The sequence below is a fragment of the Leucobacter faecis genome, from assembly GCF_054456635.2.
In genome coordinates this window covers 1-26,152 of sequence record NZ_JBTJEP020000013.1, presented here as the reverse complement: position 1 = coordinate 26,152, position 26,152 = coordinate 1, and the positions used below count along the sequence as shown (strand labels likewise).

General features: G+C 62.8%; 23 protein-coding genes, 1 tRNA gene and 1 pseudogene. 8 read left to right on the top strand and 17 right to left on the bottom strand.

Features of this window, described 5'->3' with window-relative positions; translation table 11 throughout:
* Positions 1-101: 101 nt before the first annotated feature.
* From ACXR2T_RS10820 to ACXR2T_RS10805, 4 genes are all read right to left on the bottom strand, one after another.
* Positions 102-3,197 carry a type I restriction endonuclease subunit R gene (locus ACXR2T_RS10820; RefSeq protein WP_458839422.1) on the bottom strand — a complete coding sequence of 1,032 codons (3,096 nt, stop codon included), beginning with the start codon at positions 3,195-3,197 and terminating at the stop codon, positions 102-104.
* A complete protein-coding gene (locus tag ACXR2T_RS10815) occupies positions 3,198-4,445 on the bottom strand; it encodes a restriction endonuclease subunit S domain-containing protein (protein ID WP_458815681.1) in 1,248 nt (415 codons plus the stop codon). It abuts the gene before it with no gap.
* Positions 4,442-6,403 (bottom strand): type I restriction-modification system subunit M, encoded by a 1,962-nt coding sequence (locus ACXR2T_RS10810; protein ID WP_458815679.1) that lies wholly within the window; start codon positions 6,401-6,403, stop codon positions 4,442-4,444. The genes ACXR2T_RS10815 and ACXR2T_RS10810 overlap by 4 nt, the downstream gene beginning before the upstream one ends.
* 138 nt (positions 6,404-6,541) lie before the next feature.
* Positions 6,542-6,835 (bottom strand): HAD family hydrolase, encoded by a 294-nt coding sequence (locus ACXR2T_RS10805; protein ID WP_458815677.1) that lies wholly within the window; start codon positions 6,833-6,835, stop codon positions 6,542-6,544.
* 123 nt (positions 6,836-6,958) lie between these two features.
* Here ACXR2T_RS10805 and ACXR2T_RS10800 point away from each other — a divergent pair, with 123 nt between their 5' ends.
* Entirely contained in the window at positions 6,959-8,458 is a 1,500-nt protein-coding gene (locus ACXR2T_RS10800; RefSeq protein WP_458815675.1) for a hypothetical protein, read from the top strand.
* Positions 8,459-8,460: 2 nt separating this feature from the next.
* Positions 8,461-9,120, top strand: a complete 660-nt coding sequence (locus ACXR2T_RS10795) for a hypothetical protein (protein ID WP_458815673.1) — start codon at positions 8,461-8,463, stop codon at positions 9,118-9,120.
* A gap of 29 nt (positions 9,121-9,149) precedes the next feature.
* Here the strand turns inward: ACXR2T_RS10795 and ACXR2T_RS10790 are convergent, their stop codons facing one another.
* Genes ACXR2T_RS10790 through ACXR2T_RS10765 form a run of 6 tightly spaced genes read right to left on the bottom strand, consistent with a single transcriptional unit; the run spans position 9,150 to position 14,894 of the window.
* On the bottom strand, positions 9,150-11,915 hold the full coding sequence (locus ACXR2T_RS10790) for a phosphoenolpyruvate--protein phosphotransferase (protein ID WP_458839424.1): 2,766 nt from the start codon (positions 11,913-11,915) through the stop codon (positions 9,150-9,152).
* Between the two features lie 47 nt (positions 11,916-11,962).
* Complete coding sequence (gene dhaL, locus ACXR2T_RS10785; protein ID WP_458815669.1) at positions 11,963-12,622, bottom strand: dihydroxyacetone kinase subunit DhaL; 660 nt, start codon at positions 12,620-12,622, stop codon at positions 11,963-11,965.
* The gene (gene dhaK, locus ACXR2T_RS10780; RefSeq protein WP_458839426.1) at positions 12,622-13,614 is read right to left on the bottom strand and encodes a dihydroxyacetone kinase subunit DhaK; all 993 of its coding nucleotides are present in this window, start codon (positions 13,612-13,614) and stop codon (positions 12,622-12,624) included. The genes dhaL and dhaK overlap by 1 nt, the downstream gene beginning before the upstream one ends.
* 40 nt (positions 13,615-13,654) lie before the next feature.
* Entirely contained in the window at positions 13,655-14,209 is a 555-nt protein-coding gene (locus tag ACXR2T_RS10775) for a DUF2017 family protein (RefSeq protein WP_458815665.1), read from the bottom strand.
* Entirely contained in the window at positions 14,206-14,547 is a 342-nt protein-coding gene (gene clpS / locus ACXR2T_RS10770) for an ATP-dependent Clp protease adapter ClpS (RefSeq protein WP_458815663.1), read from the bottom strand. Before clpS ends, ACXR2T_RS10775 begins: the two co-directional genes overlap by 4 nt.
* Positions 14,547-14,894 (bottom strand): metallopeptidase family protein, encoded by a 348-nt coding sequence (locus ACXR2T_RS10765; protein ID WP_458839428.1) that lies wholly within the window; start codon positions 14,892-14,894, stop codon positions 14,547-14,549. The genes clpS and ACXR2T_RS10765 overlap by 1 nt, the downstream gene beginning before the upstream one ends.
* 167 nt (positions 14,895-15,061) lie before the next feature.
* Between ACXR2T_RS10765 and ACXR2T_RS10760 the strand changes: the two genes are divergently transcribed.
* Positions 15,062-15,137, top strand: a tRNA-His gene (locus ACXR2T_RS10760).
* 175 nt (positions 15,138-15,312) lie between these two features.
* Here the strand turns inward: ACXR2T_RS10760 and ACXR2T_RS10755 are convergent.
* From ACXR2T_RS10755 to ACXR2T_RS10745, 3 genes are all read right to left on the bottom strand, one after another.
* On the bottom strand, positions 15,313-15,678 hold the full coding sequence (locus ACXR2T_RS10755; protein WP_458839430.1) for a hypothetical protein: 366 nt from the start codon (positions 15,676-15,678) through the stop codon (positions 15,313-15,315).
* A 107-nt stretch (positions 15,679-15,785) separates the two neighbouring features.
* A complete protein-coding gene (locus ACXR2T_RS10750; protein WP_458839432.1) occupies positions 15,786-16,115 on the bottom strand; it encodes an excisionase family DNA-binding protein in 330 nt (109 codons plus the stop codon).
* 175 nt (positions 16,116-16,290) lie between these two features.
* Positions 16,291-17,874 carry a hypothetical protein gene (locus ACXR2T_RS10745; RefSeq protein WP_458839433.1) on the bottom strand — a complete coding sequence of 528 codons (1,584 nt, stop codon included), beginning with the start codon at positions 17,872-17,874 and terminating at the stop codon, positions 16,291-16,293.
* A gap of 420 nt (positions 17,875-18,294) precedes the next feature.
* On the opposite strand from ACXR2T_RS10745, the gene ACXR2T_RS10740 reads away from it, so the two are divergent.
* The gene (locus ACXR2T_RS10740) at positions 18,295-19,179 is read left to right on the top strand and encodes a phospholipid scramblase-related protein (protein ID WP_458839435.1); all 885 of its coding nucleotides are present in this window, start codon (positions 18,295-18,297) and stop codon (positions 19,177-19,179) included.
* A 28-nt stretch (positions 19,180-19,207) separates the two neighbouring features.
* Here ACXR2T_RS10740 and ACXR2T_RS10735 read toward each other — a convergent pair whose 3' ends face one another.
* Both ACXR2T_RS10735 and ACXR2T_RS10730 read right to left on the bottom strand, forming a co-directional pair.
* Positions 19,208-19,753 carry an SHOCT domain-containing protein gene (locus ACXR2T_RS10735; RefSeq protein WP_458839450.1) on the bottom strand — a complete coding sequence of 182 codons (546 nt, stop codon included), beginning with the start codon at positions 19,751-19,753 and terminating at the stop codon, positions 19,208-19,210.
* Positions 19,754-19,786: 33 nt separating this feature from the next.
* Positions 19,787-20,260, bottom strand: a pseudogene (locus ACXR2T_RS10730) (DUF2510 domain-containing protein); the annotation flags it as partial.
* Positions 20,261-20,370: 110 nt separating this feature from the next.
* Between ACXR2T_RS10730 and ACXR2T_RS10725 the strand changes: the two are divergent.
* Entirely contained in the window at positions 20,371-21,552 is a 1,182-nt protein-coding gene (locus ACXR2T_RS10725; protein WP_458839437.1) for an SHOCT domain-containing protein, read from the top strand.
* Between the two features lie 143 nt (positions 21,553-21,695).
* Here ACXR2T_RS10725 and ACXR2T_RS10720 read toward each other — a convergent pair whose 3' ends face one another.
* Positions 21,696-22,940 (bottom strand): chloride channel protein, encoded by a 1,245-nt coding sequence (locus ACXR2T_RS10720; protein WP_458839439.1) that lies wholly within the window; start codon positions 22,938-22,940, stop codon positions 21,696-21,698.
* Positions 22,941-23,320: 380 nt separating this feature from the next.
* On the opposite strand from ACXR2T_RS10720, the gene ACXR2T_RS10715 reads away from it, so the two are divergent.
* The 3 genes from ACXR2T_RS10715 to ACXR2T_RS10705 are packed head-to-tail and all read left to right on the top strand — an operon-like array spanning position 23,321 to position 25,799.
* Entirely contained in the window at positions 23,321-23,755 is a 435-nt protein-coding gene (locus ACXR2T_RS10715; protein WP_458839441.1) for a DUF1016 N-terminal domain-containing protein, read from the top strand.
* 12 nt (positions 23,756-23,767) lie between these two features.
* Entirely contained in the window at positions 23,768-25,579 is a 1,812-nt protein-coding gene (locus tag ACXR2T_RS10710; RefSeq protein WP_458839443.1) for a hypothetical protein, read from the top strand.
* A 58-nt stretch (positions 25,580-25,637) separates the two neighbouring features.
* On the top strand, positions 25,638-25,799 hold the full coding sequence (locus ACXR2T_RS10705; protein ID WP_458815649.1) for a hypothetical protein: 162 nt from the start codon (positions 25,638-25,640) through the stop codon (positions 25,797-25,799).
* Positions 25,800-25,818: 19 nt separating this feature from the next.
* Here ACXR2T_RS10705 and ACXR2T_RS10700 read toward each other — a convergent pair whose 3' ends face one another.
* Complete coding sequence (locus ACXR2T_RS10700) at positions 25,819-26,091, bottom strand: DUF7218 family protein (RefSeq protein WP_458839445.1); 273 nt, start codon at positions 26,089-26,091, stop codon at positions 25,819-25,821.
* Between the last annotated feature and the right edge of the window lie 61 nt (positions 26,092-26,152).

Genomic DNA, 26,152 nt, shown 5'->3' with positions numbered 1-26,152 from the left:
CGCACACCCCGTAATGAACTAGAATTTTCACGAAGCCCCGGTGGAGCGCTACCTGCCAGTCTCGACTGACGAGGTATTCTCGCCGGGGCGCAGATCCGCTCCTACCTTCCAACAGCAGCGGTCGCCGCAGCGCGGGCCCGCGCGTGCAACCCCATGTCGATGAGCACCTGCGCGAGCGGCGCCAGGTCTTCCATTTGCAGCAGCGCCTTGATGCCGGCCCCGTGACCAATCCCCGAAGCGTAGATTGCCTCTTCGAGTTCAATCGCAATTGTCGGCGACGCGTTGAAATCCACTGCGGTGTTGGCCATAGCTTCAGCCTGCACGGCGTCGTTTTCAACAATGTGTCGCAGCACCGACTCGGTCACACCCACCGCGTCGACCTCGTCGACACCGGTGCCCGTGAAGAGCGTGTTGATGCGATCGATCACCTCCTGCAGCAGACCGTACTTGGTCTCGCGCGGCGCACCAGAGCCCGCGGCCGTGATCCCTGCCAGCTCACCCGGCGCGCCTGGGCTGAGCGCGAGCGAGGCCGATTCAAGCTTGCGCAACCGGTAGTGGGTGAGCACGATGTCGTCTGAGGTGATCGAGGCAGCCGCGGTTTCTTCGGGTGCGATCACACGGCGGTAGACGCGCAAGAAGATCGCCCACTTCTCGATATCTGTGTCGCCGTAATCGAGAATCTGCGAGAAGAAGTCGTAGGCGCGCACAAACGCATTCACGGTGCCCCGAAACTCCTCGAGGCGCCCCAGTTCGAGGTCGTCTTCGTCGAACTGCGCCGCCTTTAAGCGATCCTTGAACCGCTGCTTCGACGTAGTGATGCGCGAGTAGAGCTGGTTGTGGCTCGTTTTGTTGAGCCACGCGTCGGCGACACCGTCAATGTCGTACTGATCGATAATGCCCATCGACTGCAGTTTGCCCAGCATGTCGTGCACCACGTTTGGGTCAGACTCCGTCTGCAGCACGGCATCTTCGTAGTACGTCTGGAACGCCTCGAGAATATCGGCCGGTTCATTCACAAAGTCGATGACATACGTGTTCTCTTTGCCCGGGATCACCCGGTTGAGGCGCGACAGCGTCTGCACGGCGGTGATGCCAGAGAGCTTCTTGTCGACGTACATGCCCACGAGCAGCGGCTGGTCGAACCCCGTCTGAAACTTGTTCGCGACGATCATCACCTGATACTCGTCACCCCGAAACGCGTCTTCGAGCGCGCGTCCTTTCAGCCCGGGGTTGAGGTTCGCCTCGGTGAACTTCTCGGGCCCCGACTCGGGGTCGTCCACGTCACCCGAAAACGCGACGAGCGCGCCCACCTGCTGTTCAAGCCCGCGTTCTTTCACGTACGCGTCGATCGCGAGCTTGTAGCGCACGGCCTCTTTGCGTGACCCGGTGACCACCATGGCTTTGGCCCGGCCGCCGAGCTCTCGGCGCACATTGGCTCTGAAGTGTTCGACGATCACGGCGACCTTCTGGCTGATGTTGTAGGGGTGCAGTCGCACCCACCGCATCGCCTCAGAGTTCGCCTTCGACACGTCGACCTCTTTGTCGCGCTCCCCCGCCTGCGCGATCGTGAATGCGAGGTCATAGGGCAGGTAGTTTTTGAGCACGTCAAGAATGAAGCCCTCTTCAATCGCCTGCTTCATCGAGTACAGGTCGAACGCGCGGGGCTTTCCGCTCTCGTCTTCACGGCCAAACAGCTCGAGTGTTTTACTCTTGGGCGTAGCGGTGAACGCGAAGAACGAGATCGTGCCGATGCCCACTTTGCGCGCCATGAGATCGGCGAGCACGTCTTCGGCGTCGATGCTCACATCTTGATCCGGATCATTCCCAAGACCCGCAGTGAGGAGCTGCTTGAGGGAGGCTGCGGCTTCGCCCGACTGGGAGGAGTGCGCTTCGTCGGCGATGACGGCGTAGCGTCTACCGCGGAGCCCCTCGTTCGCCTCGATCTCTTTTATCGCGTGCGGAAACGTCTGCAGGGTGACACCGATGATTTGTTTGCGTGCGATGAGCGCTTTGGCGAGTTGTTTCGATTTGGAGTCTTCGCCGCCGCGGGTGATCGGTTCAAACACTCCCGCTGTGGTTTCGAGCTGTTCGACGGCGCGCTGCAGTTGCCCGTCGAGCACCTGCCGGTCACTCACCACGATGACTCCGTCAAACATTTTGTGTTCAACGCCTGAGGTGCCTGCCGGGCCATGCAGGGAAGCGAGACGGTGGGCGGTCCAGGCGATCGAGTCAGTCTTGCCTGAGCCTGCGGAGTGCTGAATCAGGTAGTTGTGCCCCACGCCCTCGCTCAGCACCGCGCGTTCAAGCTTCGTGACGGCGCGCCACTGGTGGTAGCGGGGAAACCGCAGTGAACGGTCGTAGGTTTTCTTGCCATCGATCGGGTCGCGCTTCTCGTCGAAGCGGTAATGCAAGAACCTACCGAGCAAGTCGAGCCAGGCCTCGCGTTCGAGGGTTTCTTGCCAGAAGTAGGCGGTGGGGCTCGTGTCCTCGATCGGGTCGTTACCGGCGCCGTTGTTGTTGCCGCGGTTGAACGGCAAGAAGCGCGTGTTCTTGCCGTCGAGCTTGGTGGTCATGTAGATCAGCTCGTTTGAGACGACGAAGTGCACGAGCGCGCCGCGCCCAAACTCGAGCAGCGGCTCGCCCGCCGGCAGCCGGTCTTTCTCATACTGTTTGAGCCCGGCTTTCGCGTTTTGGGTGAGATCTGTCTTGATCTCGATCGTCGCGGCGGGCAGCCCGTTGACAAACAGCACAAGGTCGATGCGATTGCCATTTTTGGTGGAGTACTCGACCTGGCGCATTACGCGCAGCCGGTTCGCGGCGTAGCGTTCACCCACTTTGGGATCGAGGACGACCGTCGGTTTCGCCTGAAACAGAGAGAACTTCGCGTTCGACTCCCGCACCGGCTTCTTCAGTGCGTTGAGGGTGCCGCCACCGTTGATGGGGTCGGTGGCCTGCACCTTGGTGATGCGGTCAAGCAGCTGTGCTCGTGCCTTCTCGTGCTGCACAGCCGAAGCCCCCGGCTTAAGGATCTTCTCAAGCTCAGTGGGCTGGGTTTCTTCAAGCCACGCGAAGATGTCTGCAGGGAAGAGGGCTCGAGTCTTGTCGTAACCGTCGTCGTTGGGTGAGTACTCCCAGCCGTGGGCGGCTAGGTGTGCGACGATCTCGTCTTCGAACGTGACCTCATGCTGAATGCCCAATTACTCGACCCCTTCGTGAGCGCGTGAACCGTGCTGCCTCACATCGATCTTGCCAGTGACAGCGGCTGAAATGAGCGCGGCGCGGCGCTCCTTCGACAAAGCGATCGCCTCACGCGCATCTGCAATCGTCGCGTCAATCTCTGCAGTCTCACGATCGAGATGGTCGGATATTAGTTCTTGTTCCAACAATTGCGGCCAAGCAACTTCCGTTTTAGAGACTTTGTCCACAGTGAAATGTGGCATCGAGGTGACACTCGCCGCCATCTCGATGTAGCCCACTTCTCTCAAATGAATGAACTGGTATGCAACGAACCGTCCGGAAATCACTCGTCCCGTGGGTCGCAAGCGAATGATGGAGTTCTGAAATCCCCACCCGTCAAAATCTTGATCGACATGTGCAGCGCGGCCAAAGCCACCTACCCCTCCTTCGACGATTATTACGTCGCCTCGTAGAAGTTGAAGTCTTCCAAGTTCGTACGCCGAGAAGTACATCTCTTTCAAGCTCTCGAGCGCCAAAGCTCCTCCAGGCTGCACGTTTGCAGCCCGCAAGTATGGCGCCTTGATCTGAGCGTCACGGGATGGTTTGTCTTGGAGCATCTTTCCAAGACTGATTTCCCCGTAGTGCTTTGCTTGTCCTATCGACCAATTTTCTGGCACTTCACCTAGCCACGGGACGCCGCTGTCTTTCATGGGGGCGGAGGGGTCGAGGCCCTTCGTGACGGCGTGCGAGATCGTCGCGGCGCGGCGCTCGGTCAGCAGTGCGATGAGTTCTTCTTGGTCGGCGATGAACGCGTCGATCTCCGCCGTCTCACGATCCAGAAACGCTGCGATTGCGGTTTGGTCTTCAAGATCAAAATTCACAACTGGTTTAGAAAGTGATTCGGGGACCAACACATAGGGTTGTGCTGCGCCACCTTTCAGCCAAAATTGTTCATCATTAAGGACATACCAAACAAACCGTGGACTCCAACCTTGAGCGATGCCCCACGAGGCCGTATTCGCAACGGTACCCCAGTGCGGCAGTTCAGAAAGGAACACTTTGCCGCATCGAGCGCCCACTGCACTCAGTATGATCCCAGGCCCGCTGGCCGTCGCGTAACTTGCGGGAAACCAAACATCCTGACCAGACGCACTAAAGCCCGGTACCAGGTTATCGCCCGGCACCGACGAAGCTTGACCTTTGATTAGGCCAGAACTGGCTTTGATCCCGCGTAGCATCCATTTCGCAGGGATCGGATGCAGGTTCACGCGCGCACCTGCTCGAGGCGGGCGCGAATGCGACCGAGCACCACATCAAGGTCGCGGTCGATCTCTGCGAGCGGGCGCGGCGGCACGTACTCGTAAAAGTGCCTTGTGAAGGGAATCTCGCAGCCCTCCTTCGTCTTCGCTTCATCCACCCAAGCGTCGGGCGCAAACGGCGTCACCTCGCGCGCGACATACTCGTGAATGTCTTCACCCCACGGCACGTTCTCGGTGTCGCGCAGTGAGGTGTCTGGCTCGGGCCTCCCCTTCGCGTCGAGCACGACCGGCGCATCGGGATCCGGAACAGACAGCGCCGCCACAAACGCCTTGAGCTGCGCCGCAGAGAGGGTGATCTCGGCCGCGGCAAGGTACTGCTTGACCGTCTTTGTGAACGCGGCACGGTCGGTCGTGGGCTCCACAGCAAAACCGACAGCGGCAGCGGCAGGATCGGGGAACGTAAGCTTCAGCTTCGCGATCGCCTTCACCTCGTTCGCCGTGCGCAGCCGCTCGCTCGTGAGCGCCCAGTTGAGCCGCAGCGGGCGCTCGACCGTGATGGTGCGATACCAGAACGCCTCGCGATCGAAAATCTTCGACACCTTCGACTCTTCGAACGCGCCGTAGCTGCGCGCGATCTCAGCGATATCGGCCTCGCCCAGCTCGTTACGCTTCGACCCCAAGCCCTTGCGCATCTTGCGAAACAGCTTCGTGCCGTCGATGAGCTGCACCTTGCCCTTGCGCTCCGCGCTCTTGGCCGAGTCAAGGATCCACACGTAGGTCGCGATGCCCGTGTTGTAGAACATGTCGGTGGGCAGCGCCACGATCGCGTCGAGCAGGTCACGCTCAAGAATCCACTTGCGAATGTTCGACTCGCCCGAGCCCGCCCCGCCCGTAAACAGCGGCGAACCGTTGAGCACGATTGCCGCGCGGCCACCGGCACCGGCCTCGTCTGCTGGGCGCATCTTCGAGATCAAGTGCATGAGAAACAGCATCGAGCCGTCAGAGACACGCGGCAGCCCCGGCCCGAATCGGCCCGCGAACCCGCGACGCTCGTGCTCGTCGATCACGTCTTTCTGTTGCTTCTTCCAGTCCACCCCAAATGGCGGGTTCGACAGGCCGTAGTTGAATGTGCTGCCGTCGTGTCCGTCGCTGAGCAGGGTGTCGCCAAACACGATCGCGTCGACCGACTGCCCCTTCACCGTCATGTCGGCCTTGCAAATCGCATACGACTGCGGGTTGATCTCTTGGCCCGCAAGGGTCAGCGTCGCCGTGCGGTTCATGTTTCTGATGTGGTCTTCTGCGACGCTCAGCATGCCGCCGGTGCCGGCCGTCGGGTCGTAGATCGAACGGGCAATGTGCGGTGTGGTCAGCGCCTCGGCGTCGGGCGACAGCAGCAGGTCGACCATCAGCTCGATCACGTCTCGCGGGGTGAAGTGCTCACCAGCGGTCTCGTTCGACGCCTCAGCAAACTTGCGAATCAGCTCTTCAAAGATGTGGCCCATCTCTTCGTTGGGCACCTTCGCGGGCGACAGGTCGACCTCTGCGAAACGCTGCGTCACCAAGAAGAGGAGCCCGTGCTCTTCGAGCTCGGCGATGCGATCTTCGATCTTGTACTTCACAAAGATGTCGCGCACGTTTTCGCTGAAGCTGTTTACGTACTGCAGAAGGTTGTCGGCGAGGTTCTCGCTATCACCGAGCGTGGACTCGAGATCGAAGCGCGACTCGTTCCAGAACGTGTACTCGTGCCCCGCCTTCTTCTTGAGTAGCGCCGGCCGTACCGGAAGTTGCTGCTCTTTCGCTTCGATGACCGCACTGTAGACCGCCTGTTTGGTGGGCTCGAGCACTGCGTCGAGGCGCCGCAGCACCGTGAACGGCAGAATGATGTCACCGTACTGGTGCGCTTTGAAGCTGCCGCGCAGCAGGTCGGCGATCGACCAGATAAACGCGGCGTGGTTGTTGCTCGTCACAGGGAGTCCTTCTTCTTGCTTCTCGTGCTCGCGCGCTATGTGCGCGTGCCCCTATTGAGTATGCCCGAGACCTGGGACACGGGTGGCCGCAACCTATGCATGCCTGCCCCACCTCGCTCGCAGACCACACCGCCTTCATCAACCACGTGGCGCGGCAGAATAAGCCGTTCGACCGCCTTCGCGGCCCGGTCGCCACCCACCAGTCAGGTTCGCGATAGAGACACTCATCAAACTCATACGATGCGATGAGTGCACAGATCGGTGTGACGATGTGCTCGGGCTCGCAATCGCAAACAAGATGCCCGCGTCGCGAAGTTTTCTCACCGCATGCACCGCGGAGTCGGTGAGCCGCTTGTCACTCGTAACGAGGGTGCCGTCAACGTCTGAGAGTAAGAGTCTGGTCGCGCTGCGGGTTTCGCTCAACGCCGGCACCTCCTTCGCTATGCATTCAACGTATCAACTCCGAGGGTTGTTTTGACCAGCGGGGCGTACACCCTACCCAGTACGGCAGATAACACCACACTCCTCATCGCTTCGGGGCCATAAGATAGCGTCATGAGTTCACCTCAGAAACACGACGATCCGGCGACGCAGCTAGACGACGCGCTCACTTCTTCAGAGCGTTTCGCTCTCGCCCAAGAAACGTTCGGCACTGCCCAAGAAGAGTTTCAAGCGATCATGGATCGCGACTTTCCTGATTTCACCGTCGATGCTTACGCCACCCAGAAGGCGGCGGCTGAAGGCATCTCACGTGAGAACGTGGCAACGAAGATGTGGGCCGAAGCGCAGGCCTTCCCAGCTCGGCTTGATCTCTCGGGTGATGGCAAGCTCGGCTTCGACGACGCGGGGATCGCCGCGAAGCGAGTACTGGCCGGGGCTGGAAAAGCATGGCAGAAGGTCACCGATTTCGACCGAGAAGACCTCGCAAATTCTGCGAACGGCGCACGGGACGCGGTGGCGGGCGCGGGCAAGAAGGTAGCCGGCTTCGACTACCGTGGTGCGACACGCAAGGCGACGGACCGTGTGCGCAGCGCAGCGCGCGTAGGCGACAATGACGTGTTTCGCACGAGCCGCAACACCGTGGCCAAGCTGGGCAAGACCGCGACGGGTATTCAGGGACTCCAGGACCGCCGTGAAACGGTTGAGCTCCAACGCGTTTCTGAGGAGTATGTGGCCGCTGCCGAAGCGTTCACAGAAGAGCACCGCGCTCAGTTGTATACGAATATTGAGCAATTCGGAGCCCTACGTCTCGAGTCCCTGCACGATACACTGGGCCGCTTCTTGCAGATTCTGCGCGATCTGAACCAGCGCAATCGCGTCAACGAGTACGAACTGCTCGATGGGGTGGGCATCGACACGCAGAGCCTCGAGTCAATGGCCAGGGTTGACATGACCGTCTCGCAAACCCTGCGTAACACTGCCGCAACCGGAACGCTCGGCCTAGCCGCCGTGTTCGGCACCCCTGCCCTCGTAACGAGCGCGGTCGGCATGGCGGCCACCGCCTCGACTGGCACCGCCATCTCAACACTGTCGGGCGCAGCCGCATCAAACGCTGTGCTCGCATGGCTCGGCGGCGGCAGCCTGGCCGCGGGCGGTGGCGGAATGGCTGCCGGGGCCGCGGTGCTCACTGGGATCACGGTGGGTGCCACCGCCGGCGTGGTCCTATTGGCCGCTGGAGTGCTCGTCTCCACGCACTACGCCAGAAAACTCACCGAAGCGAAGGAGTACCAGAAGGAAGCAGCGCTCGCTGTCGCGGGGCTAGAAAACGCCTGGTTGGTGATGGGCGGCATCATCGCGCGCGTCGATGAGCTCTCACTGGTGACCACCGAATTGCGTGATCGCATCGCGCCGCTACTTTCCGAGCTGGAGGAGCTTGTGCCTACCTTCGACGCGGCGAACACGAATCATGCGAGCCTGTTCAGCCAGTGCGGAGTGCTCGTGAAGACGATGGTCGAGCTCGCACAGGTGCCCTTGCTTGATGACGACGGGGCACTCACTGACGAAAGCTTGACCATCAGCACGCGCGTGCGCACAGTTTTGAACACGGAGATCTGACGATGAACGAGAACTATAAGCGGGTCTTTGTGGCCCTATACGATCAGTTCGGTGATCAAGGCATCGCTTGGGCTGCACAGAAGGTGGCCGGGCATTTCACGGCCAGCCCCGCCGCTCTAGCTGCCGATTCCGATGCCGACGCGAACCCAGACTCGAGCCCCGACGCCAACGCGCCGCATGACGAAAGCTCCTTCGAGGCCCCCGCCGATGACGCGCGGTATCTCGACGGCGATGCGTTCGTTGCCGACACAGAGCGTTCGGTGCGGGGCATCGCGGCCGATGCAATCAACTCCCCGCAGCAGGTCGCCGACGCGGTCATGCGGCTTGTGATGATCGCGGGCGAGGTGCGCAAGTTCGAGGAGGCTCAGGTCACCAAACGACTCAGCATCGCGGCAGACCGTGACGTCGCGATCGCTCAGCTCAAAGCAGAACACCAGCTCTTACAGGACTACCTTGACCGTTCATTTGATGAGCGCGCCGACAACTTTACAAAACTGTTCGCTGTCGTCGACACTGCACTCGACACAAATAACATGGAGGCTCTGGCACTGGGCCTCGAATCGGTCGTTCGTTTGGCAACCTCGTCGCCGTTTAAAGATCTGAGCAATGTTAAGGAAACAGCCGCGGCGCTGGCAAACCCAGACCACGAGTGGAGCTTCTAGGCTCGTCGCTTGGCGTAAATTTCAGACCGTTACTCAATAACCCCACCCGCAGACCAGGCAGCGACCACCTCCCGCACTTCTGCCACAGTGCGCGCACCGAGCGCCGCCTCGGCCATGCGTTCGCAGTCGTCGCGGCTGTATTGCGCGAGCGACCGCTCCACCGTTCCCAGCGCACGCGGAGTCATCGACAGACTCGTCACCCCGAGCCCCAGCAGCACGGGCGCGAGCAATGCGTCGCCGGCGGCTTCACCGCACACACCCACCGGTTTGCCCGCGCCCTGGCCAGCCGCCCCAATCTGGCCGATGAGCCGCAACACTGCGGGCTGCCACGGGTCGTTGAGGTGGCCGAGCGCGGGAGACAATCTGTCGGCGGCCATCGTGTACTGCGCGAGATCATTCGTGCCGATACTCACAAAGTCGACGACTTCACACAGCTCGCGCGCCATGACCGCCGCCGCGGGCGTCTCAACCATCACCCCTGCGCGCGCAAGCCCAGCGGCACGCGCCCGCTGCACGAACTCTGCCGCTTCTTCGAGCGTCGCGATCATGGGTGCCATCACCCAGACCTCGGCCTGAGCCTGCGCTGCGGCGAGCGCGAGGGCGCGCAGCTGGTCATCGAGCAGGTCTGGCTGCTGCCACGACGTGCGTAGCCCGCGGATCCCCAGCGCCGGGTTGTCTTCGTGGCTAAGCGATGCGAACGGGAGTGGTTTGTCGCTGCCCGAGTCGAGGGTGCGCACGACGACCTTGTTACCAGCGACGCGACCGGCGTCGCGACCGGCGTCGCGACCGGCGTCGCGACCGGCGTCGCGACCGGCGTCGCGACCGGCGACGCGACCGGCGTCGCTACCGGCGTCACTACCGGCGACGCGACCGGCGTCACTACCGTCGACGCTACCGTCGACACTACCGGCGAAAGGGGTGAGCACGCGCAGGTATTCTGCGACCTGTTCGTCTACCGTGGGCGCGGTGTCGCGCTGCAGAAAGCAGAACTCGGTGCGAAACAGCCCGACCCCGTTCGCGTGGGCGCTGGCGGCCTGCTCGGCTTCTGCGCCACCGCCGACGTTTGCGAGAAGTTGCACGGTCTCACCGCTCGCGAGCCTCGCGACGCCAGAGAACTCAGGCGCGGCTCTTGAAGCCCCGAAAGCCCCAGAGGCGGTCTCCTTGAGCCGGGCGAGGCGTTCAGCAGTGGGGTGCAGCTCGATCACCCCGGTGTCGCCGTCGACGAGCACAGTGACACCCTCAGCGATAAGGGTAGCGCCCGCCACGTTAGTGACGGCGGGCAGCCCGAGCGAGCGCGCAATGATCGCGGTGTGTGAGGTGGGGCCGCCCTGTTCGGTGACGAGGGCGACGCAGCCTGAGCCCGCGAGGGCGTGGGCGTCAGCGGGGGCGAGGTCGGTGGCGGCCAGCACATACGGTGACGATTGGGTGGGAAGACGAGTGCCAGGCTGCCCCGTGAGCTGCGCGATGATGCGGTCGCGGGCGTCGTACAGGTCGGTGACGCGCTCCCCGGCGCGGTCGCCCTGTGCGCGCAGCTGCTGCGCGGTCAAAGCGGTCACCTCCCAGATGGCGCGGGCGGCCGTCACGGCGGAGTCGTTGATACGCGCGGTCGCGTCTTGGAGCAACTCTGGGTCTGTGGCGATGAGGCGGGCGGCCTCGAGGATCGCGCGGGCGGGTCCCTCGGCTGCGTCCGCAAGCGTACCGAGGTCTTCGCCCGCCTGCCGAGCGGCGGCGGCGAGCACGCGGGCCTCGCCTGCGCGCTCGTCGGGCGCGATCGGCGTGGCCGAGGGCTCGCGTGTCACTGCCAGAAGCTGCACGACCTGCGCGGCGGCGGCTCCCCCGCTCACACCGCGCCCCTGCAGCGTCCCGTCCTCTGGCGACGCGCTCTCCTCTGGCGACGCGCTCTGCTCTGGCAGTGCCCCCGGCGTCTGCTGACTGACTGGCTGGGGCTGGGGCGCGCGCGTCTGGGGCGCGCGCGTCTGGGGCGCGGCGGCTTCAACCGCCTCCCCAAACCCTTCATCGAATAACCGTTCGAGCGCGGCGAGGGTGGCGGCAGCCTCGCTGCCCGTCGCGGTGAGCTCGATCTCGTCGCCCTGCCGAGCTCCCAGCGTGAGCAGCCGCGTGAGGCTCGCAGCGCCTACCGCTACCCCGCCCGGCAGCTTGCGCAGCGTGACGCGCGCTGCCCGCGACGCCTCCGCGATGAGCGCGGCGGGCCTGGCGTGAATGCCCAACGCGTTACGCACGGTCACTGTCGTGTGCGCGGCGGGGGTGTGATCCGGATCATCACCCGCCCCGAGCGTGAGACCACCCGTTGGCGCGCTGTCGGCTTGCGTGGGCGCCCCAGCTCTCGCGGGCGTCTCGGCTTGCGTGGGTGCTTCGCCCAGCTGCTCCGCTTTAGCGGTGAGCGCGTGCGCCGCTTCGTGCGCGACTTCGTCGAGCGAGGCGCCGCTCGCCGCCGACACCGTCGCGGTCAGGAGCCCCTCGACGAACGGGGCTCCCACGAGCCGGGCCTGGGTGTCACTTACGCGCAGTTCGAGCGCGAGCTCGGCGCTCAGCACGGCGGAGCCCAGGTCCATGAGCACGACGATGCCGGTGCAGCCTGGGTCTTGCGCGAGTGCGTCAATCGCGTCTGCCACGGCCATCGCGTCGGTGCCGAGCACGGGAAGACCGGCCCCGTCTACCCCTGCGCCGGCCGCGACCTTCATGAGTGTGCCGCCCGCGGGCACCATTTGCAGGGCGAGCTCGACCGCCGCGGCGGCCAAGCTGGCGCTGTGTGAGACGACGACGATGCCAATCACGATGCGATGCCAATCACGATGCGTAGCCCATCACTTCGTGCGCCCGGTCACTTTGCACGCTGTGCTGTGGCGGCCGTCGCGGCGGCGAGGGCTTCGAACAGGAGGGCGGTGGAAGCGGCGCCCGGGTCGATGTGACCCGCGCTGCGCTCACCCAGGTAGCTGGCGCGCCCCTTGCGCGCCACCATAGGTGCGGTCGCGTCGCGCCCCGCTTGCGCAGCGGTAGCGGCAGCCTGCGCCGCGGTCCCCGCGCTGTCTCCGCTCCCCGCCGCCGCTTCGAACGCTTCCACGGCCGGCGCCATCGCGTCGACGAGCGTCTTGTCCCCCGGCACGGCCTTGCCGCGCGCCATGATCCCGTCAAGCCCCGCGCGCAGGGCCGCCGCGAGCTCGCTGGCGCTGGGCTCCGCTACGGGGCCCGCCGCGACCGCGGCCCGCAAAAAGAAGGTGCCATACAGTGGGCCGCTCGCACCGCCGATGGAGCTGACGAGGGTCATACCCACCGCTTTGAGCAGCTCGTTCGCCGCTACGGGGCCACCCGCGGCCTCCGCGAGGGCCGCGGCCTTTGCGGCGGCAGCCTCCATGCCGCGGGCCATGTTGCTGCCGTGGTCTGCGTCACCGATGGCCGAGTCGAGTTCGGTCAGCCAGTCACGGTTTGTTTCTACACCGGCACAAAACAGGTCGATCCAGGTGGTGAGCGTGGTGCTGGCCATCACTTACCCCACCGTAGGCCGGGCGTGACCACGGGTGCATCCCACAGCCGCAGCATCTCGTCGTCGGCGGCGAGCACGGTGACCGAACACCCGGCCATATCGAGCGAGGTGATGTAGTTGCCGACGAGATTTCGGGCGACGGTGACCCCCGCCTCCTGTAGCAGCGCGGCCACCTCGGCGTACATGAGATACAACTCAATTTGCGGGGTGGCCCCCATGCCGTTGAGCATCACGATGGCGGGCCCTCGCGCGTCAAGGTCGGCGAGGATCGGTGCGAGCAACTGCTGTGCGATGTCAGCGGCCCCGGCGATCGGCTCACGGTGCCGCCCGGGCTCACCGTGAATACCGATGCCGATCTCCATCTGGTCTTCGGGCAGGTCAAAGGTGGGCTTGCCCGCCGCGGGCACCGTGCAGCTGGTGAGCGCCATGCCCATCGACCGGCCGCGCTCGCTCACCCGCTGTGCGAGCGCCGTAACCTCGGCCAGGCTCTGCCCCTCTTCGGCCGCCGCCCCCACGATCTTCTCGAGCAGCACCGTGAGCCCCACCCCACGCCTGCCAGCCGTAAACAGTGAATCCTGCACCGCCACATCGTCGGCTACCAGGACGCTCGCCACTTCGACCCCCTCGAGCTCGGCGAGCTCTGCCGCCATCTCGAAATTGAGCACGTCACCCGTGTAGTTCTTCACGATGTGCAAGACGCCAGCACCCCGGTCTACGGCAACGGTAGCGGCCTGAATCTTGTCGGGCGTGGGCGACGTGAAAATCTCGCCCGCCACGGCCGCATCAAGCATGCCCTCCCCCACAAAGCCGCCGTGCAGGGGTTCGTGGCCCGAGCCGCCGCCCGAAACGATCGCCACCTTGCCTGCCGCCTTGGCGTCGGTGCGCGTGATCACGCAGGTGTCAAGGTCGACGCTCAGCTCGGGGTGCGCGGCAGCGACCCCCTTCAGCGAGTCGACGAGCACCGTGCCCGGGCCGTTGATGAGTTTCTTCATCGTGCTATCTCCTTTGATTGCGGGGGTACATCTCGAGCGGTTACTTCATGACGGCGAGCACCGAATCAAGGATCGCGGCGAGCCAGTCGAACACGAGCACCGTGCCGCGCGTGGACTCTTGATCCGACAGTAGATCATGGTCCTCGGCCGACTCGAGCCCGATCCGGGCCGCCATCGCCAGCCGCAGCGCCGTGAGCGTGCGCGCCCAGGCGGGCAGGGACTCGGGCGTAATATCGACCGTCACGTCGTGCGCGTCATCGGGCACGCCGGCCCCCAGCCCCAGATCAGCCGTGACGCGCATCGCGTCTTGCAGCTTGCGATTCACGAGCCCTTGCTCGGTGACCCGGCGGTACGCCGAAGCGTCATCGGCGCTCTCGTACGCGTCAGGAAACAGTCGCGCCAGCGCCGGATCCTCGGGCAGCTCCTCGGTACCGCCCACTTCGAGGCTCGCAAACAAAGGATCCGGATCGAGCGCTGTCTTGCTGTGGCCCTGCAGCAGCTGGGTGAGCTGGGTGACGAGCTGATCGAGCATCGCCGCCTCTTCGATCTCGAGCGTGAGGCGCAGGCCACCGCCCGGAAGCGGCGCGATTCTCATGAGGCTCCTCCCTGCTGAACGGTGGCCCACAGGCCGTACTCGTGCATCGCTTCAACGTGCAGCTCCATCGCGGTGCGAGTGCCCTCGGCCACGACAGCGCGGCCCTGGTTGTGCACCTGCAGCATCAACTGTTCAGAGCGCGCCTCGTCGAACCCAAAGTGCCGCCTGAACACGTACGCGACATACGACATGAGGTTCACCGGGTCGTCCCACACCACCGTCTGCCACACGGGCTCGCGCTGGCGCTCTGCCTGATCGGCCAGATGAGCGCCCGGAGACACCCGGCCCGTAGGCGCCGCACTTTCTGCGCGATCGAGCGTGGTCGCTTCTGCCCGCATTATCCCCACCCCAGTTCGTGAATGCGCGCTTCTGTGATGCCATAGAAATGCGCGATTTCGTGCACGAGCGTGATGCGAATCTCGCGCACAAGCTCGTCTCTGTCTGCGCTGTGTGCGATGAGGTTCTCGCGGTACAGCACGATGCGGTCGGGCTGCTCGCCGTACCCATAGACATTGCGTTCGGCGAGCGAGAAGCCGTCATAGATGCCGAGGGTGTCGCTGCCATCTTCTGGTTTGTCTTCGACCATAAAGATGACATTGTCGAGCTGTTGCATCATGTCATCGTGCAGCGAATCGAGGCCGTCGGCGACCATCGATTCGAATTCCTCTGGCGATATCTCGAGCATGTCTTCACACTACACAGAATGCGCTGCCGCGCGGGTGAAGACTTTGTGCGTGCAGCCCCCGCGCAGGCGCGGCGCGCGCGAGGTGCACGCGATTTGGCGAGGCCTGGTCGGCATGAGTTATGCTCTTACATGTTGCCCCAATCGCCCCGGCGAGAAGGAACAGCATGGTGGGCGTAGCTCAGTTGGTAGAGCACCGGCTTGTGGTGCCGGTGGCCGCGGGTTCAAGTCCCGTCGTCCACCCCAGTAATCACCCCCGACTTTCGAGTCGGGGGTGATTTTTTTGTTTGCTGGCATTGTGTTGCTCCCGGCCATCGCAGGATTGACTGCTGCTGGATCGTCAGCTACTCAATGCTCTATCTCTCCAACGAACCCGTGCGTATGTTCAAGGCGTTGGTCGAGGTGATGCGCAGATGTTCAGTTAGAGAACCCTGCGCTCGGGGCACAGCCCGAACTGCAAACCCGCCGCGTCGTCAAGACACGCCTCGCAGCGGACACAGGCCATTCCTCGGAAGATCGTGCTCGGCTGGTCTGGGTCGGGCAGTACCGGTGTCGAGTCGTAGGCGCCAGCAAATTGCGTGACCAGGCGAGGGTGCCTGCGCCCAAGCATGCGGTGAATCTCGGCCGCGGTGCGAGCCGGGTTCTGCTGCACGGATGCGAGCAGATCGATGCCCTCTATGTATGCCTGCTCGCTGAACCGCGATGCCATGAAATAGTCGGGGTTCACCGCGCTCATCCCATACGCCGCGAGATCCACGAGCGTGTCGAGCGGCTTCGACCTCGACACGCTTCGACCACGTCCACCGCAGACCATCCGAACGCGAACCTGCGATCAGCAGCGTTCGGGTGACCGGCGAGGCGAGCGCATTGGCGTCGAAAAAGAGTAGCGGCGCTTCACTCACCGAACAACTCGGCGTCGGTATCGACAGCGGACGCTTCCGCCATGCGACGCATCAGCTCGCGACTGTATCGCTCGTACTCATTCAGCGGGATGCGGTGGTGGGTGCCGACTTTGGTAGCCCGGATATCACCGTCAGCGATCCGACGAAGCACCGTAGACCGAGACATCCCCAACCGCTTGGCAACCTCGGAAGGAGTCAGCAGCTCTACACGGGTGGAGAAGTCAACTACCTCACCGTGCTTCTTCGCCGACTCTAGGAACGCGCGCATGCGCGCCCAGTCGTCATTCGACAGGTGCGCCGGGTTCACTGTCATGCTGTTCATGCCCCCAGCGTACTCCGCATTGAGCACTTACGCATCATCAAGTGTTCACGATGCTAGTCGAACCTCGGAGACTCGAGCAGACCTATGTAACTTTCAGCGCCCACCCGAGGCCACGCGTGGGGCCAAAACTGGTGGTTATGAGCACGCATAACCACCAGCTTTGGCCCCGCAGTGTCTATGCAGTGCGCCTACGCCACCAGATCAGTCCGCCACCGATCGCAGCGAGCACAAGAGCTCCGCCACCCGGTGCGAGCGGGCTGACCGCCTGCCCGGTGTGGGCAAGCGCCTCCCCGCCCTGATTCGCCACTCCAGCGACACCACTCACCGCAGGCTTCTTCGTTTGCTCGTTGCCGTTGCCCTGGCCGGGAGTCGTGCCGTCTGGGTTTCCGTTTGCGTCGTCGCCGTCACTATCACCATCGGGATTTTCTGGTTCAGCGTTTTTAGCCCACACAGAGCCCCAGGGTTCACCGATCGCGACCGATCCACACACGGGAGTATCCGCATCGACGACATCGTCTAGGGCCGGCAAAACGAGCCCTGTGCCTGATGAGTCCGTCACCATGCTGCCCCACCCGGCGAAGGTGTAGCCGTCGCGCAGCAGAAAATCGAGCTCTGCCCGCGTTGCGAGCGTCGCCACGTTTCCGATTGCGCCCGTGGTGCAGCTGGCCAGCGCGAAGGTCGTTTCGCCGAGCAGCACCCCAGTCCCACTCACATCAATAGTGGTGAGGTCACCTGCAAGAAAATCGACAGAGTCGTACAGCTCCCAGCCACTATCGCCATCAACGCCGTTATTGCCGGCAGTTCCATTGGATCCGAGATGGCCCGCGGAGCCATTGAGCCCCGACACACCATGCTCGCCACCCGCGCCGCCGACACCGGCTCCGCCGCCCTGGCCACCCGCACCGCCTGAGCCAGGAAGCCCAGATCCACCCCCAACAAAGGGTGAAGCGTTAAGATCGGGGACATCGTAGGCGAGCATCAAGATGCTGCCCTGGCCGGCGTACCCCGCTCCGCCGTCACCGCCGGCGCCACCATTGCCGCCAGCACCACCTGCGCCACCGTCACCGCCGTGGCCACCAGCGCCCGTGCCGTCGCCGGCGCCACCGTTGCCTGCTGCGGCACCGATGCCGCCCATACCGCCAGCCCCACCGATACCGCCGTCGCCGCCCGTGGCCGTAAATTTGGTCTGGTTCATGTCGGCAATAACAAGCGCACCCTCATTGACGAGCCCGATACCACCAAGCGTGCCGGAGTCGCCGTCGAAGCCTGCGCCACCGCCACCGCCACCGCCACCATCGCCGCCATAGCCGTCGTGCCCGACAGCCGCGTCACCCCCGTTCTCGCCCAGCTCGCCCGGTGCACCATTGGCGGCGTTCACACCCTCGCCGCCGCCGCCAGCAAACACCTGTAATTCCCCGGCCCCCGAAACGCTCAGCACCGCACCGGCCGAGATCACGAATCCAGGCTCACCTGTAGCGAACGTGGTCAGCACGAGTTCGTGCCCGTTGAGGTCTAGCAGCAGCGTGCCCCGCTCGAGCGTCACCTGCTCCAGGGAGAAGGTCGAAGCGTAGACATCTGCGTCAAGCTCCGCTCGCACCATCGCCCCTGATCCGGCATTGGCGGCCTCAATGGCCGCAAACCAACTGGCATCGTCGGTGATTTGCATCGACCCGGGGGCCGCCATCGCGGCAGGCATCGACATCAGCGAGAACGCTAGCCCTGTCACTGCGGCCGCGCCAAACGCGACCGCACCCGTCACTCGCCCACGCCGCTTCTCCCGGCCCGACCTTACTGTAGTGCTCGCGCGTCGCGTGGCCCTCTCTCGATCCAAAAGTCCTCCCAAGCCCGTCTATTTTGGTTCGTACGGCGTCCAGTATATGACCGCGTACACCCACCGCCTTTACCACTGCTAGCGGGCGAGCGCTTCGCGATCACTGCCACGGAGTTGGCGCGCATCCCACGCTTGCAAGCAATCTCGGCCTAAGCGCACAGTTCGGGAACCACGCTCAACGGTGTTGGCAGTGCCGATCTCTTGGCACAAATTCAGGACGGAGCTTATGGACAGACGGACAGTGCCGCCAGCAACTTTAAATTGCGCGCTCTTCGCCAAACCGCCAATTTCGGTTGCGACGTTTCGCGCCCTGTCTGGTTTTGCCGAGCTTCAGTTAGTCTGTTGAGCGTGGCTGAAACAGTTCCGGCGAATTGGTATCCAGATCCGACCAAACGCCATGACCTCCGGTATTGGGATGGGAGCCTGTGGACCGATCATGTTGTCACTCAACATATTCAGGCAGTGGATCCGCTTAGCCCCCGTTTAGACGTAGTGAAGTCAGGTCAGGTTTCCGATCATCACCCCGACGTCACAAACAAGAAGGTGCCGCGTCAGGTTCGCAAAGTCAACGCGGAGACTGACCGCTGGCGAGGCGGCGGCACGATGCTCACGGAGAACGTGCTGGCAATAAACCAGAAGGCCAAACGCTTCGAGCAGCTGGTTGAATATGAGGTGTTTGATCAAAAAGGCCGCGCCCTTGGTGAGATCCGTGAAACCGGCTACAACCACCTCTTGTCAGCCTTCACTATTCATTCGGCTGCAACGCGAAAGCGGGAACTCGAGGTCGTGGATCATGCAGGCGAAGTCTTGTATCGGATCAATCGGCCTGCGAAGGTCTTCAAGCCCAAGGTCGAGCTTCTATTTGCCGACGGCACACACGCAGGCAGTTTCGCAAAGAACGGCCTAATCAGCAGAAAGCTTGCACTTGAGGTCGCCGAAACAACGATCGGCCATATTGAATTTCATGACCCACACAACTTTCGCGCGTCGGTGTTCGACGCTTCAGCACAGGTTGTCGCTTCGATCCATAGAACCTGGGCAGGTCGGCGAGCAGAGAAGAAGACTAGAGCAGATAACTATGTGCTTGAGATCAAGCACCCTACGTTAGAGAATCCCCTCTTGGGCCTCGTACTCACTGCGCCGGTCGCCATAGATCTCCTATTCCAGCAGGGCGAGCCAGATAAAGAAGATGCCAAACGCGAACGCCGAAACCGGCGCTGGTACGGAGCGTAAGCCCCTTCAGCGTACATAGCTGAGCGCTTCAAATACCCAGAACTCGAGCCTTCGCTGAAGCAAACTCAAGGTCTCCCAGAACTCCCTGCCGATGCAACTCGGCGAGCTGTTCAATCTGCTCTGTTTGACTGACTGCCACGGACGGGCCGAGAAGTTTGTCTTTTGCCGCTTGAAACTCATCATCGGTGAGCGCTTGAGTGTAAAGAAGGTTCTGCAGATTCTGTAGCGCCCGAGCGGTATCAGGGTCTGAAATCGCGTTGATCTGAGCGACCGTAGCTGCCTGAGAATCTATGGCACCGGCAGGACCCGAAGCGCGGCGCCCGAACCCCGAGAAGAAGCTCGCGACATTGGCTGCGCGCCGTCGTGCTTTCGCTTCTTTCTTTTCACTCGCAATTCGATTCTCGACTTCAGACGTTGAAGGCCCCCGCCCTCTGCCCATCCAAACTGAAACAACTAGCGCAAGCACGAGCACCAAGCTTGCCCAGAAGACCCCGCTGTAGTCACCCGATTCACCACCGGCCATTATTGAGAGGAAAAGGAACATAAGCACGATGAAGGGCAACAAGTACTGCATGGGCGTCATGGAACAAGGAGCAGCGAACGGCCTACGCGGAGGACGGACATCGCCTGTCCACGTCGAACCGTCGGAATAACGAGTACCGCCTTCCACGCCGGGATCCGGGTACCAGCCTGCTGCTCTCGGTGCGGGGTCATGTGCGCGTGGAAGAACCGCGTCTTTTCGCACAGGCATCGCACCTTTTGCAGCTGGTGAACTCACAGCTGGGCTTTTACCGCTTGTTTGAGTTCCTACGGAAGCCACGTCGGATACCATTCCGATCGCTGCGAGAGCAGCTGCTCGTGCCCCCTCTTTAGCCTTGGTGAACATCGATGAAGACTCTTTTTCCAGGGGCTCAGAGGCAGGCCGTTTCACCTGAATCGGCTGGGCATGAGGCACGAGCGGATCAACCGAACGTGAGCTCCCCGTCACAACATGGTCCGTCCAACGGATCCCATCCCAGAATCGCTGAGCATGACGTCCCGTTGGATCGGGATACCAGCCTTGTGGAGGAGTTGCACTCATAGCTCGAGAATACCAGCGAGCTGTTTGGGCCACAGCGTATCGACAAGGCTTGAACATCGGACTCGCGCTAGGCTTCAGGGAGATCGAGAAGGCCCTCGTAAGGAGACACAATGGGATTGTTGAGTGCAGCGAGCAGTGCCATTGGTGGCACGTTTGGAGATCAGTGGAAAGACTTTTACACGGTTCCCGACGGACTGCACCCAACATCAGCAGTGTTCGCGGCCGTTCAGCAGAGCATGAACAACGGTCGAGGCGCGAATCTGTGGGGGTCTGCCGGAGTGATCTCGAACGGGAGCAAGATTCTTGTTCCAGAAGGATACGCCCTCATCCTCATGGAGGACGGCGGTGTAACCGGGTTTGTAGCACAGCCAGGTGCGTACGAGTGGCGTTCTGATGCTCTCGACTCACAGTCGATATTTGCCGGAAATGGAATCGTTAGCCCGCTCATAAAGCAGTCTTGGGAACGGTTTAAGTTTGGTGGACGACCGCAATCCCAGCAGTTCGCTTTTTTCGTGTCTTTGAAGGAACTCCCCAATAACCGATTCGGTACGCCGATGGAGATCTATTGGGATGATGCTTACCTGAATGCGCAGGTAGGCGGACACACTCGAGGCACCTACACCGTCAGGATTACCGACCCAATCCTTTTTATGCGGAACTGGGTTCCCGCAAAGTACTTGCAACCTGGCATTATCTTCGATTTCACCGACCCGAATAATGACGCCGCCAAGCAACTTTTCAACGAGGTTGTGGGAAGCCTTTCACAGGCTTTTTCTCTGTATGCGAATGACCCGAGTCGCGGGAACCGCATGACGAAGATTCAGCAAGATTCGGCAGGGTTCGCGCTGTCGCTCGCAGAAATTGTTGAGAAGAACTACAACTGGCGTTCAGGTCGCGGACTCGAGATCGTGAGCACTGCCGTGCTGGGGATTGAGTACAACGACCGGACACGCGACCTGCTCGATACAGTGCAGCGCGCGGATGCTTTACTGGGCGCCCGTGGGAACTCCAATATGCAAGCCTCTGTCGCGGCAGGACTTCAAGCTGCGGGAGAAAGCGGAGACGGCGCAAACGGCATGTTCGGTCTTGCGATGGCGACAGGAATGATGGGTGTCGCTGGGCTCCAACAGCAAGTGCCTCCAAGCACGCAAGCGACGACTACAGCCAAAGAAGAACCAAACGTGCCAGAGGATGCCACCCTGTCCTTCACGAAACTTAAAGAACTATTTGATTCAGAACTGATCACCCAATCCGAGTACGAGGCCGCTAAAGCGAAGCTTCTAGGTCTCTAACTACCCTGTATCTAACCGCCTATCGCCTTACCACTGCTAGCGGGCGAGCGCTTCGCGATCACTACCTCGGGGTTTGCGAGCATCGAAACGGTCGAGCAGGTATCCGACCACGATGCTGGCTGCCACCGCCACCAGCACCGTCGCTACACCTGTGAAGCGCGCACCGAGCGGCCCTCCCAACGAAAGCACCAGCCCCACTGCCGTGAACGGCAGCCGATACCCGCCCGCAATCGCCCCGGCAGCCCCGCCGACGCGGCGAGGGTCGATGCCGCCGCCAACGTCGGCGCGAAGGCGCGACCGACCAGGTCGCCCACTGCGAGCAGCGGCACAAACAACCCACCCACACCGCCCGCTGCCACCGTCGCGATCGTCGCCACCGCCCGCAGCGCCGCGACCAAAAGCAGCACCCACAGCGACGCTTCAGCGCCCTCAGCCCACGAAATCGCCCCGCCCCCGGGTCCAAGCGCGGCTCCCGGGCCCGCAATGATCCGGATCAAGATGATGCAGCAAAACAGCGCGAGCCCACCGAGCAGCACCTTGAGTAGCGGCTTCGATGACCAGCGCCGGGCGCGGTAGATCCCGGCTCCCATCACGGCCCCAAAGACCCCACTTCCTGTGCCCACCAACAGCGCAATGAGCAGTGCTTGGCCGGGGCCCTGGGGCCCCGCCAGTGGAGCGATCAACCGAATGAAGTCGAGATGCAGCGAAGCGTTCGCCGCCCAGCCGATAGTGGCCCCGAGCCCCGCAGCGATCGCTCGCAACACCGAGACGGGGGCACTATTGCGCCTGCCGAGCTCGAGCATAAAAACCAGCCCCACGAGCGGCAAACCCATGAGAGCGGCGACACCAGCTGCGCCACCGCTTATCGCTGCGGGGCGCGCAAGGTCTGCCAGTCGTTTGCCCCAGCCACCAAGCGACGCTCCCGCGGCGACCCCCAGGTGCGCGGCAGGCGACTCTGTGCCCATCGGCGCACCAGAACCGACCGTGAAAATGATCGCCAGTGCGCGCAACGGCGCCAACTGCCAGGGAAACCGCTCTTCATGCCCCGCGGCTCGCACCACATCACCCGTCAGGTCTGCCCGCAGCGCATTCGACGGTGCACGGAGCCAAGCCATGAACCCCTGCGGTGCGAGCTCGTGCTCGACCAGCTGCTGTTTTGCGCGGCCCTGCGCAAACAGGTAGAGCAGCAGCGCTGAGACGGTGACTCCCGCAAACGGGGCCGCGAGCGTCACCCAGTTGTCTTGGCGTGACACCAGGTCGAGAAGGAGTTTGATGAGCGAGGTCACGCCCACCACAAACGCGGCGCCGAGCACGCCGCCCACAATGCCGCCGAGCAGCGTGTGGGTGAGACCTCGAATCAGCTTCACACCCGCGTAACGGTCGTTCATCGTGCTAGATTAGCGGCTTTCTCGCGCCACGCCGCCGCACACGTCCGTCTGATGTCGTGCCTCACGGATGAACTGCGTTTGGCACCCGATGATTGCCGCAGGAAGCAATCGATTAGCTGAAGAGCGTGTTGCTTGAATGCGAAAGACGCACACAGCGGCCTCGCCCCTAATCTTGAGAAATCCGCCGCGAACGCCAGCAGTGTCCTCCTCACCGCCCTTCAAGAGCGGTATGTGGTCGCTCGGGCCGTTACAGCGGCAAGGGTCCGCCCTTACCGCTGCTCATCCGGCCGCTCCCACCACCCCGCCCACCGGGCGATTCGTGGCATGACGCCACAATTTACACAGATTATGGGTCGCCGTGATGAGCTTCCATTCCGCCTGTGCAGCCTCAAAACCACGCCGACTCAACTCACCTAGCCCGCGCCCTGCGTAACGAGTTTCCTGAAGAGAAGGGACTCTCCGCGCGCAACATCGATCGAATGCTCGCTTTCTACCGCGAGTACCCTTATCTCGAGATTTCGCCACGGCCTGTGGCGAAAAGTGAAGACGTCCCGGTTACCGCCGAAATTTCGCCGCAGCCTGTGGCGGAAATCCCCACTGAGCTCCTCCTCGCGGTCCCGTGGGGGCACCACGACCTGTTGCGCAGCAAGGTCAAGGATCGCCCCACGCGCGCCTGGTACATGCAAGCTTCCGTCCAGAACGGCTGGAGCAGGGCGGTCCTCTTGGCTCAAATTAGCGAGTGCCAACGCGGAGGGTCGACGTGCAAGATTAGCGGCTTTCTGACGCCACGCCGCCGCTTTGTCACCGGTTACTGACACACTAAGCACATGAGGCATTTTGACGACAGCTCTGAGGTGGCCGAGCTCGCTCGGTTGATTCTTGATGCGCGGGATCGGCCGCTCGTTGTCGTCAGCACGGTCGATGCCTCGGGCAGCTTCGGGTACGACCCCGCGCACGTCGCCCATGAGCTAGACGGTGACGCCGACGTCGTGACTGTGTTAACCGGCCCGCTCACCTACGCGCTCGAATCGATGCTGCCACCCAAAGCCCACGTGTTTAATGGCACCGCTCGCTCGTACCCGCCCTCGTTTGGCACAGACCCCGATTACCGCCGCTCGATTCTGCGGTTTCCTGACCGGCACCCCGTCGACGAGCTCGTTGATGACGCGCTTGCGCAGGTCACAGCGGCGCCTTCCGCCGAACCTTCCCTTCGCCCCGTCTGGGCTCAAGCGATCGTCGAGCGTGTCTCGGGCGCGACAGGCAATGTCGCCCGCCTCGCAGACGGCCGGCAAACACTCATTAACTCCGACAGGCTGCCACCTGCAATCTCGCTTGGCGACGGGCTCGTCGTGGGCGCTCCCGTTTCTGGCTGGCTGCTCGACAAACATCTCTCACCCGAGCCGGCCTCGCCCCAAGACGAGATCGACCGGTTTACCGACGGCTCAATCACCCTCGCACGCGTCGTGAAAGTCACCGAGCGTCGCGCCACGCTCGTGCTGCACCCGCTCCTGGAGCACTTCATTTTGCGCCGCCGCGACGTGGTCAAGGGCGCAGACGACCCGGCCGAAGATGACGACGGCGTGCTCGTGTCAGACGTCGTGCACCTCGGGCAGACGGTACGCACCCGGGTAGTGCGCACCGGGGCCGAGCTGGCATTGACCCTCATCGACGTCGACCACGAGGCCGCACTGGTCACACCGCTGCCCCTGCTGCGCGACGGCACACCGTGGTTGCACGAGGGCGTTGATGCGCCATGCCCCGAAGCATCCGAGCGAGCCACACCACAGGTGATATCTGAAGCTCCGGCTCTGCCCGACGCTGAGCCCGACGCTCCGCGTGCCGCCCGCGTTCAGCAGGAACCGGGCAACATGGCCGAACAAAACCTGCACGCACTAGCGCTAGAGAGCACTGTCAACTCGACAACGCATTCGCCAGCGGCCACTGCGTCAGTCGCTCTGGCCTCGGCGCACGACATGCACGCTGTACGCGATGAGCTCACCTCGCTGCGCGGTGCCTTTGAACGCTTTAGCCGCGAAATGCGGGCGGGCACCGACCACGAGACGATCGACCAGCTCCAAGACGAGGTCAACAGTACCCGCGCAGAACTCAGCCGCGAACGCGAGCGGCGCACCGAGCTCAGCCTGATGGTCTCGCGCCTCACCCAAGAGCTGCGCGAAGCTCGCAGCGCCTCGCCCAGCGAGATCCGGCCGGATCGTGCCTCCCACCGCAGTGACTGGCCCGATGCCGAATCATGGTTGCGCCACGAGATAGTGTGCGCGTGGGTGGCGCGCACGACCGCCTCCGATAAGCACTCGTTTCCCCTCAAACGCTACGAGATCGGCCCGGGCTTCGCGGCCAGTGTTGAACAGCTCGACGAGCGGTCATTCAGCAAAGCCATGCGCGCTGTTGCCGACGTGGTGATGAACCGCGCGGCGCATATCGCGTCGCGCGAGCTGCACCAGCTGCGCACCGGAACAGGCGGCGGCGATCCGTACGTGCGACGCGAAGACGGGTCGACCTGCTGGCGAGTGTCGTTAGAGTCGCACACACCCCAGGCCCGCAGACTGCACTACTGGAAGCTACCGAGCGGCATCATTGAGCTGAGCAAAGTTTCACTGCACGACGATTTTGAACCCTAACCAGGCGCCGACCGCAAGGGGGTGTACGGGGTCGGCCCCTCAGGCTTACCGTCGAGGCATGAATATTCTCTTTGTCATCATCATCATTATCGCCATCGTGCTCGCGGTAGTCGGTGGACTCGTAGAGGCCGTGAACTTCTTGCTCTGGGTGGGCATCGTGCTGCTGATTCTCGCCGTCATCGGTTGGCTTCTGCGCAGCCTGACCGGGCGTAAGAACTAAGGCGTCGCGGCCACCCATCTCAATGATCGCGCAGTAAACGGATTAGGTCGCTCTTCTTGAGTGCCGAGTAGCCCGTGAGCCCAAGCTCTTTAGCTCTGCCGCGCAGTTCGCGCACGGTGCGCTGCTCGTAATCTTCGGCTTCGCCACCGCGACGGCTCACTTCTGAACGGCCCTCAGTCGCTGCCGCATTCGAGATGCGGGCAGCCTTCGACTCTGAGGCGCCCTCTTTGCGAAGCCTGTCATACAGCTCGGGGTCCTTCAGCTGTGGTGTCTGATTCCCGACTTGGCTCACGGTTCGGGGTTTGTGAACCCGGGAAGCTCGTGACCGGGGATTTCTAGTTCCAGGTCGCGGC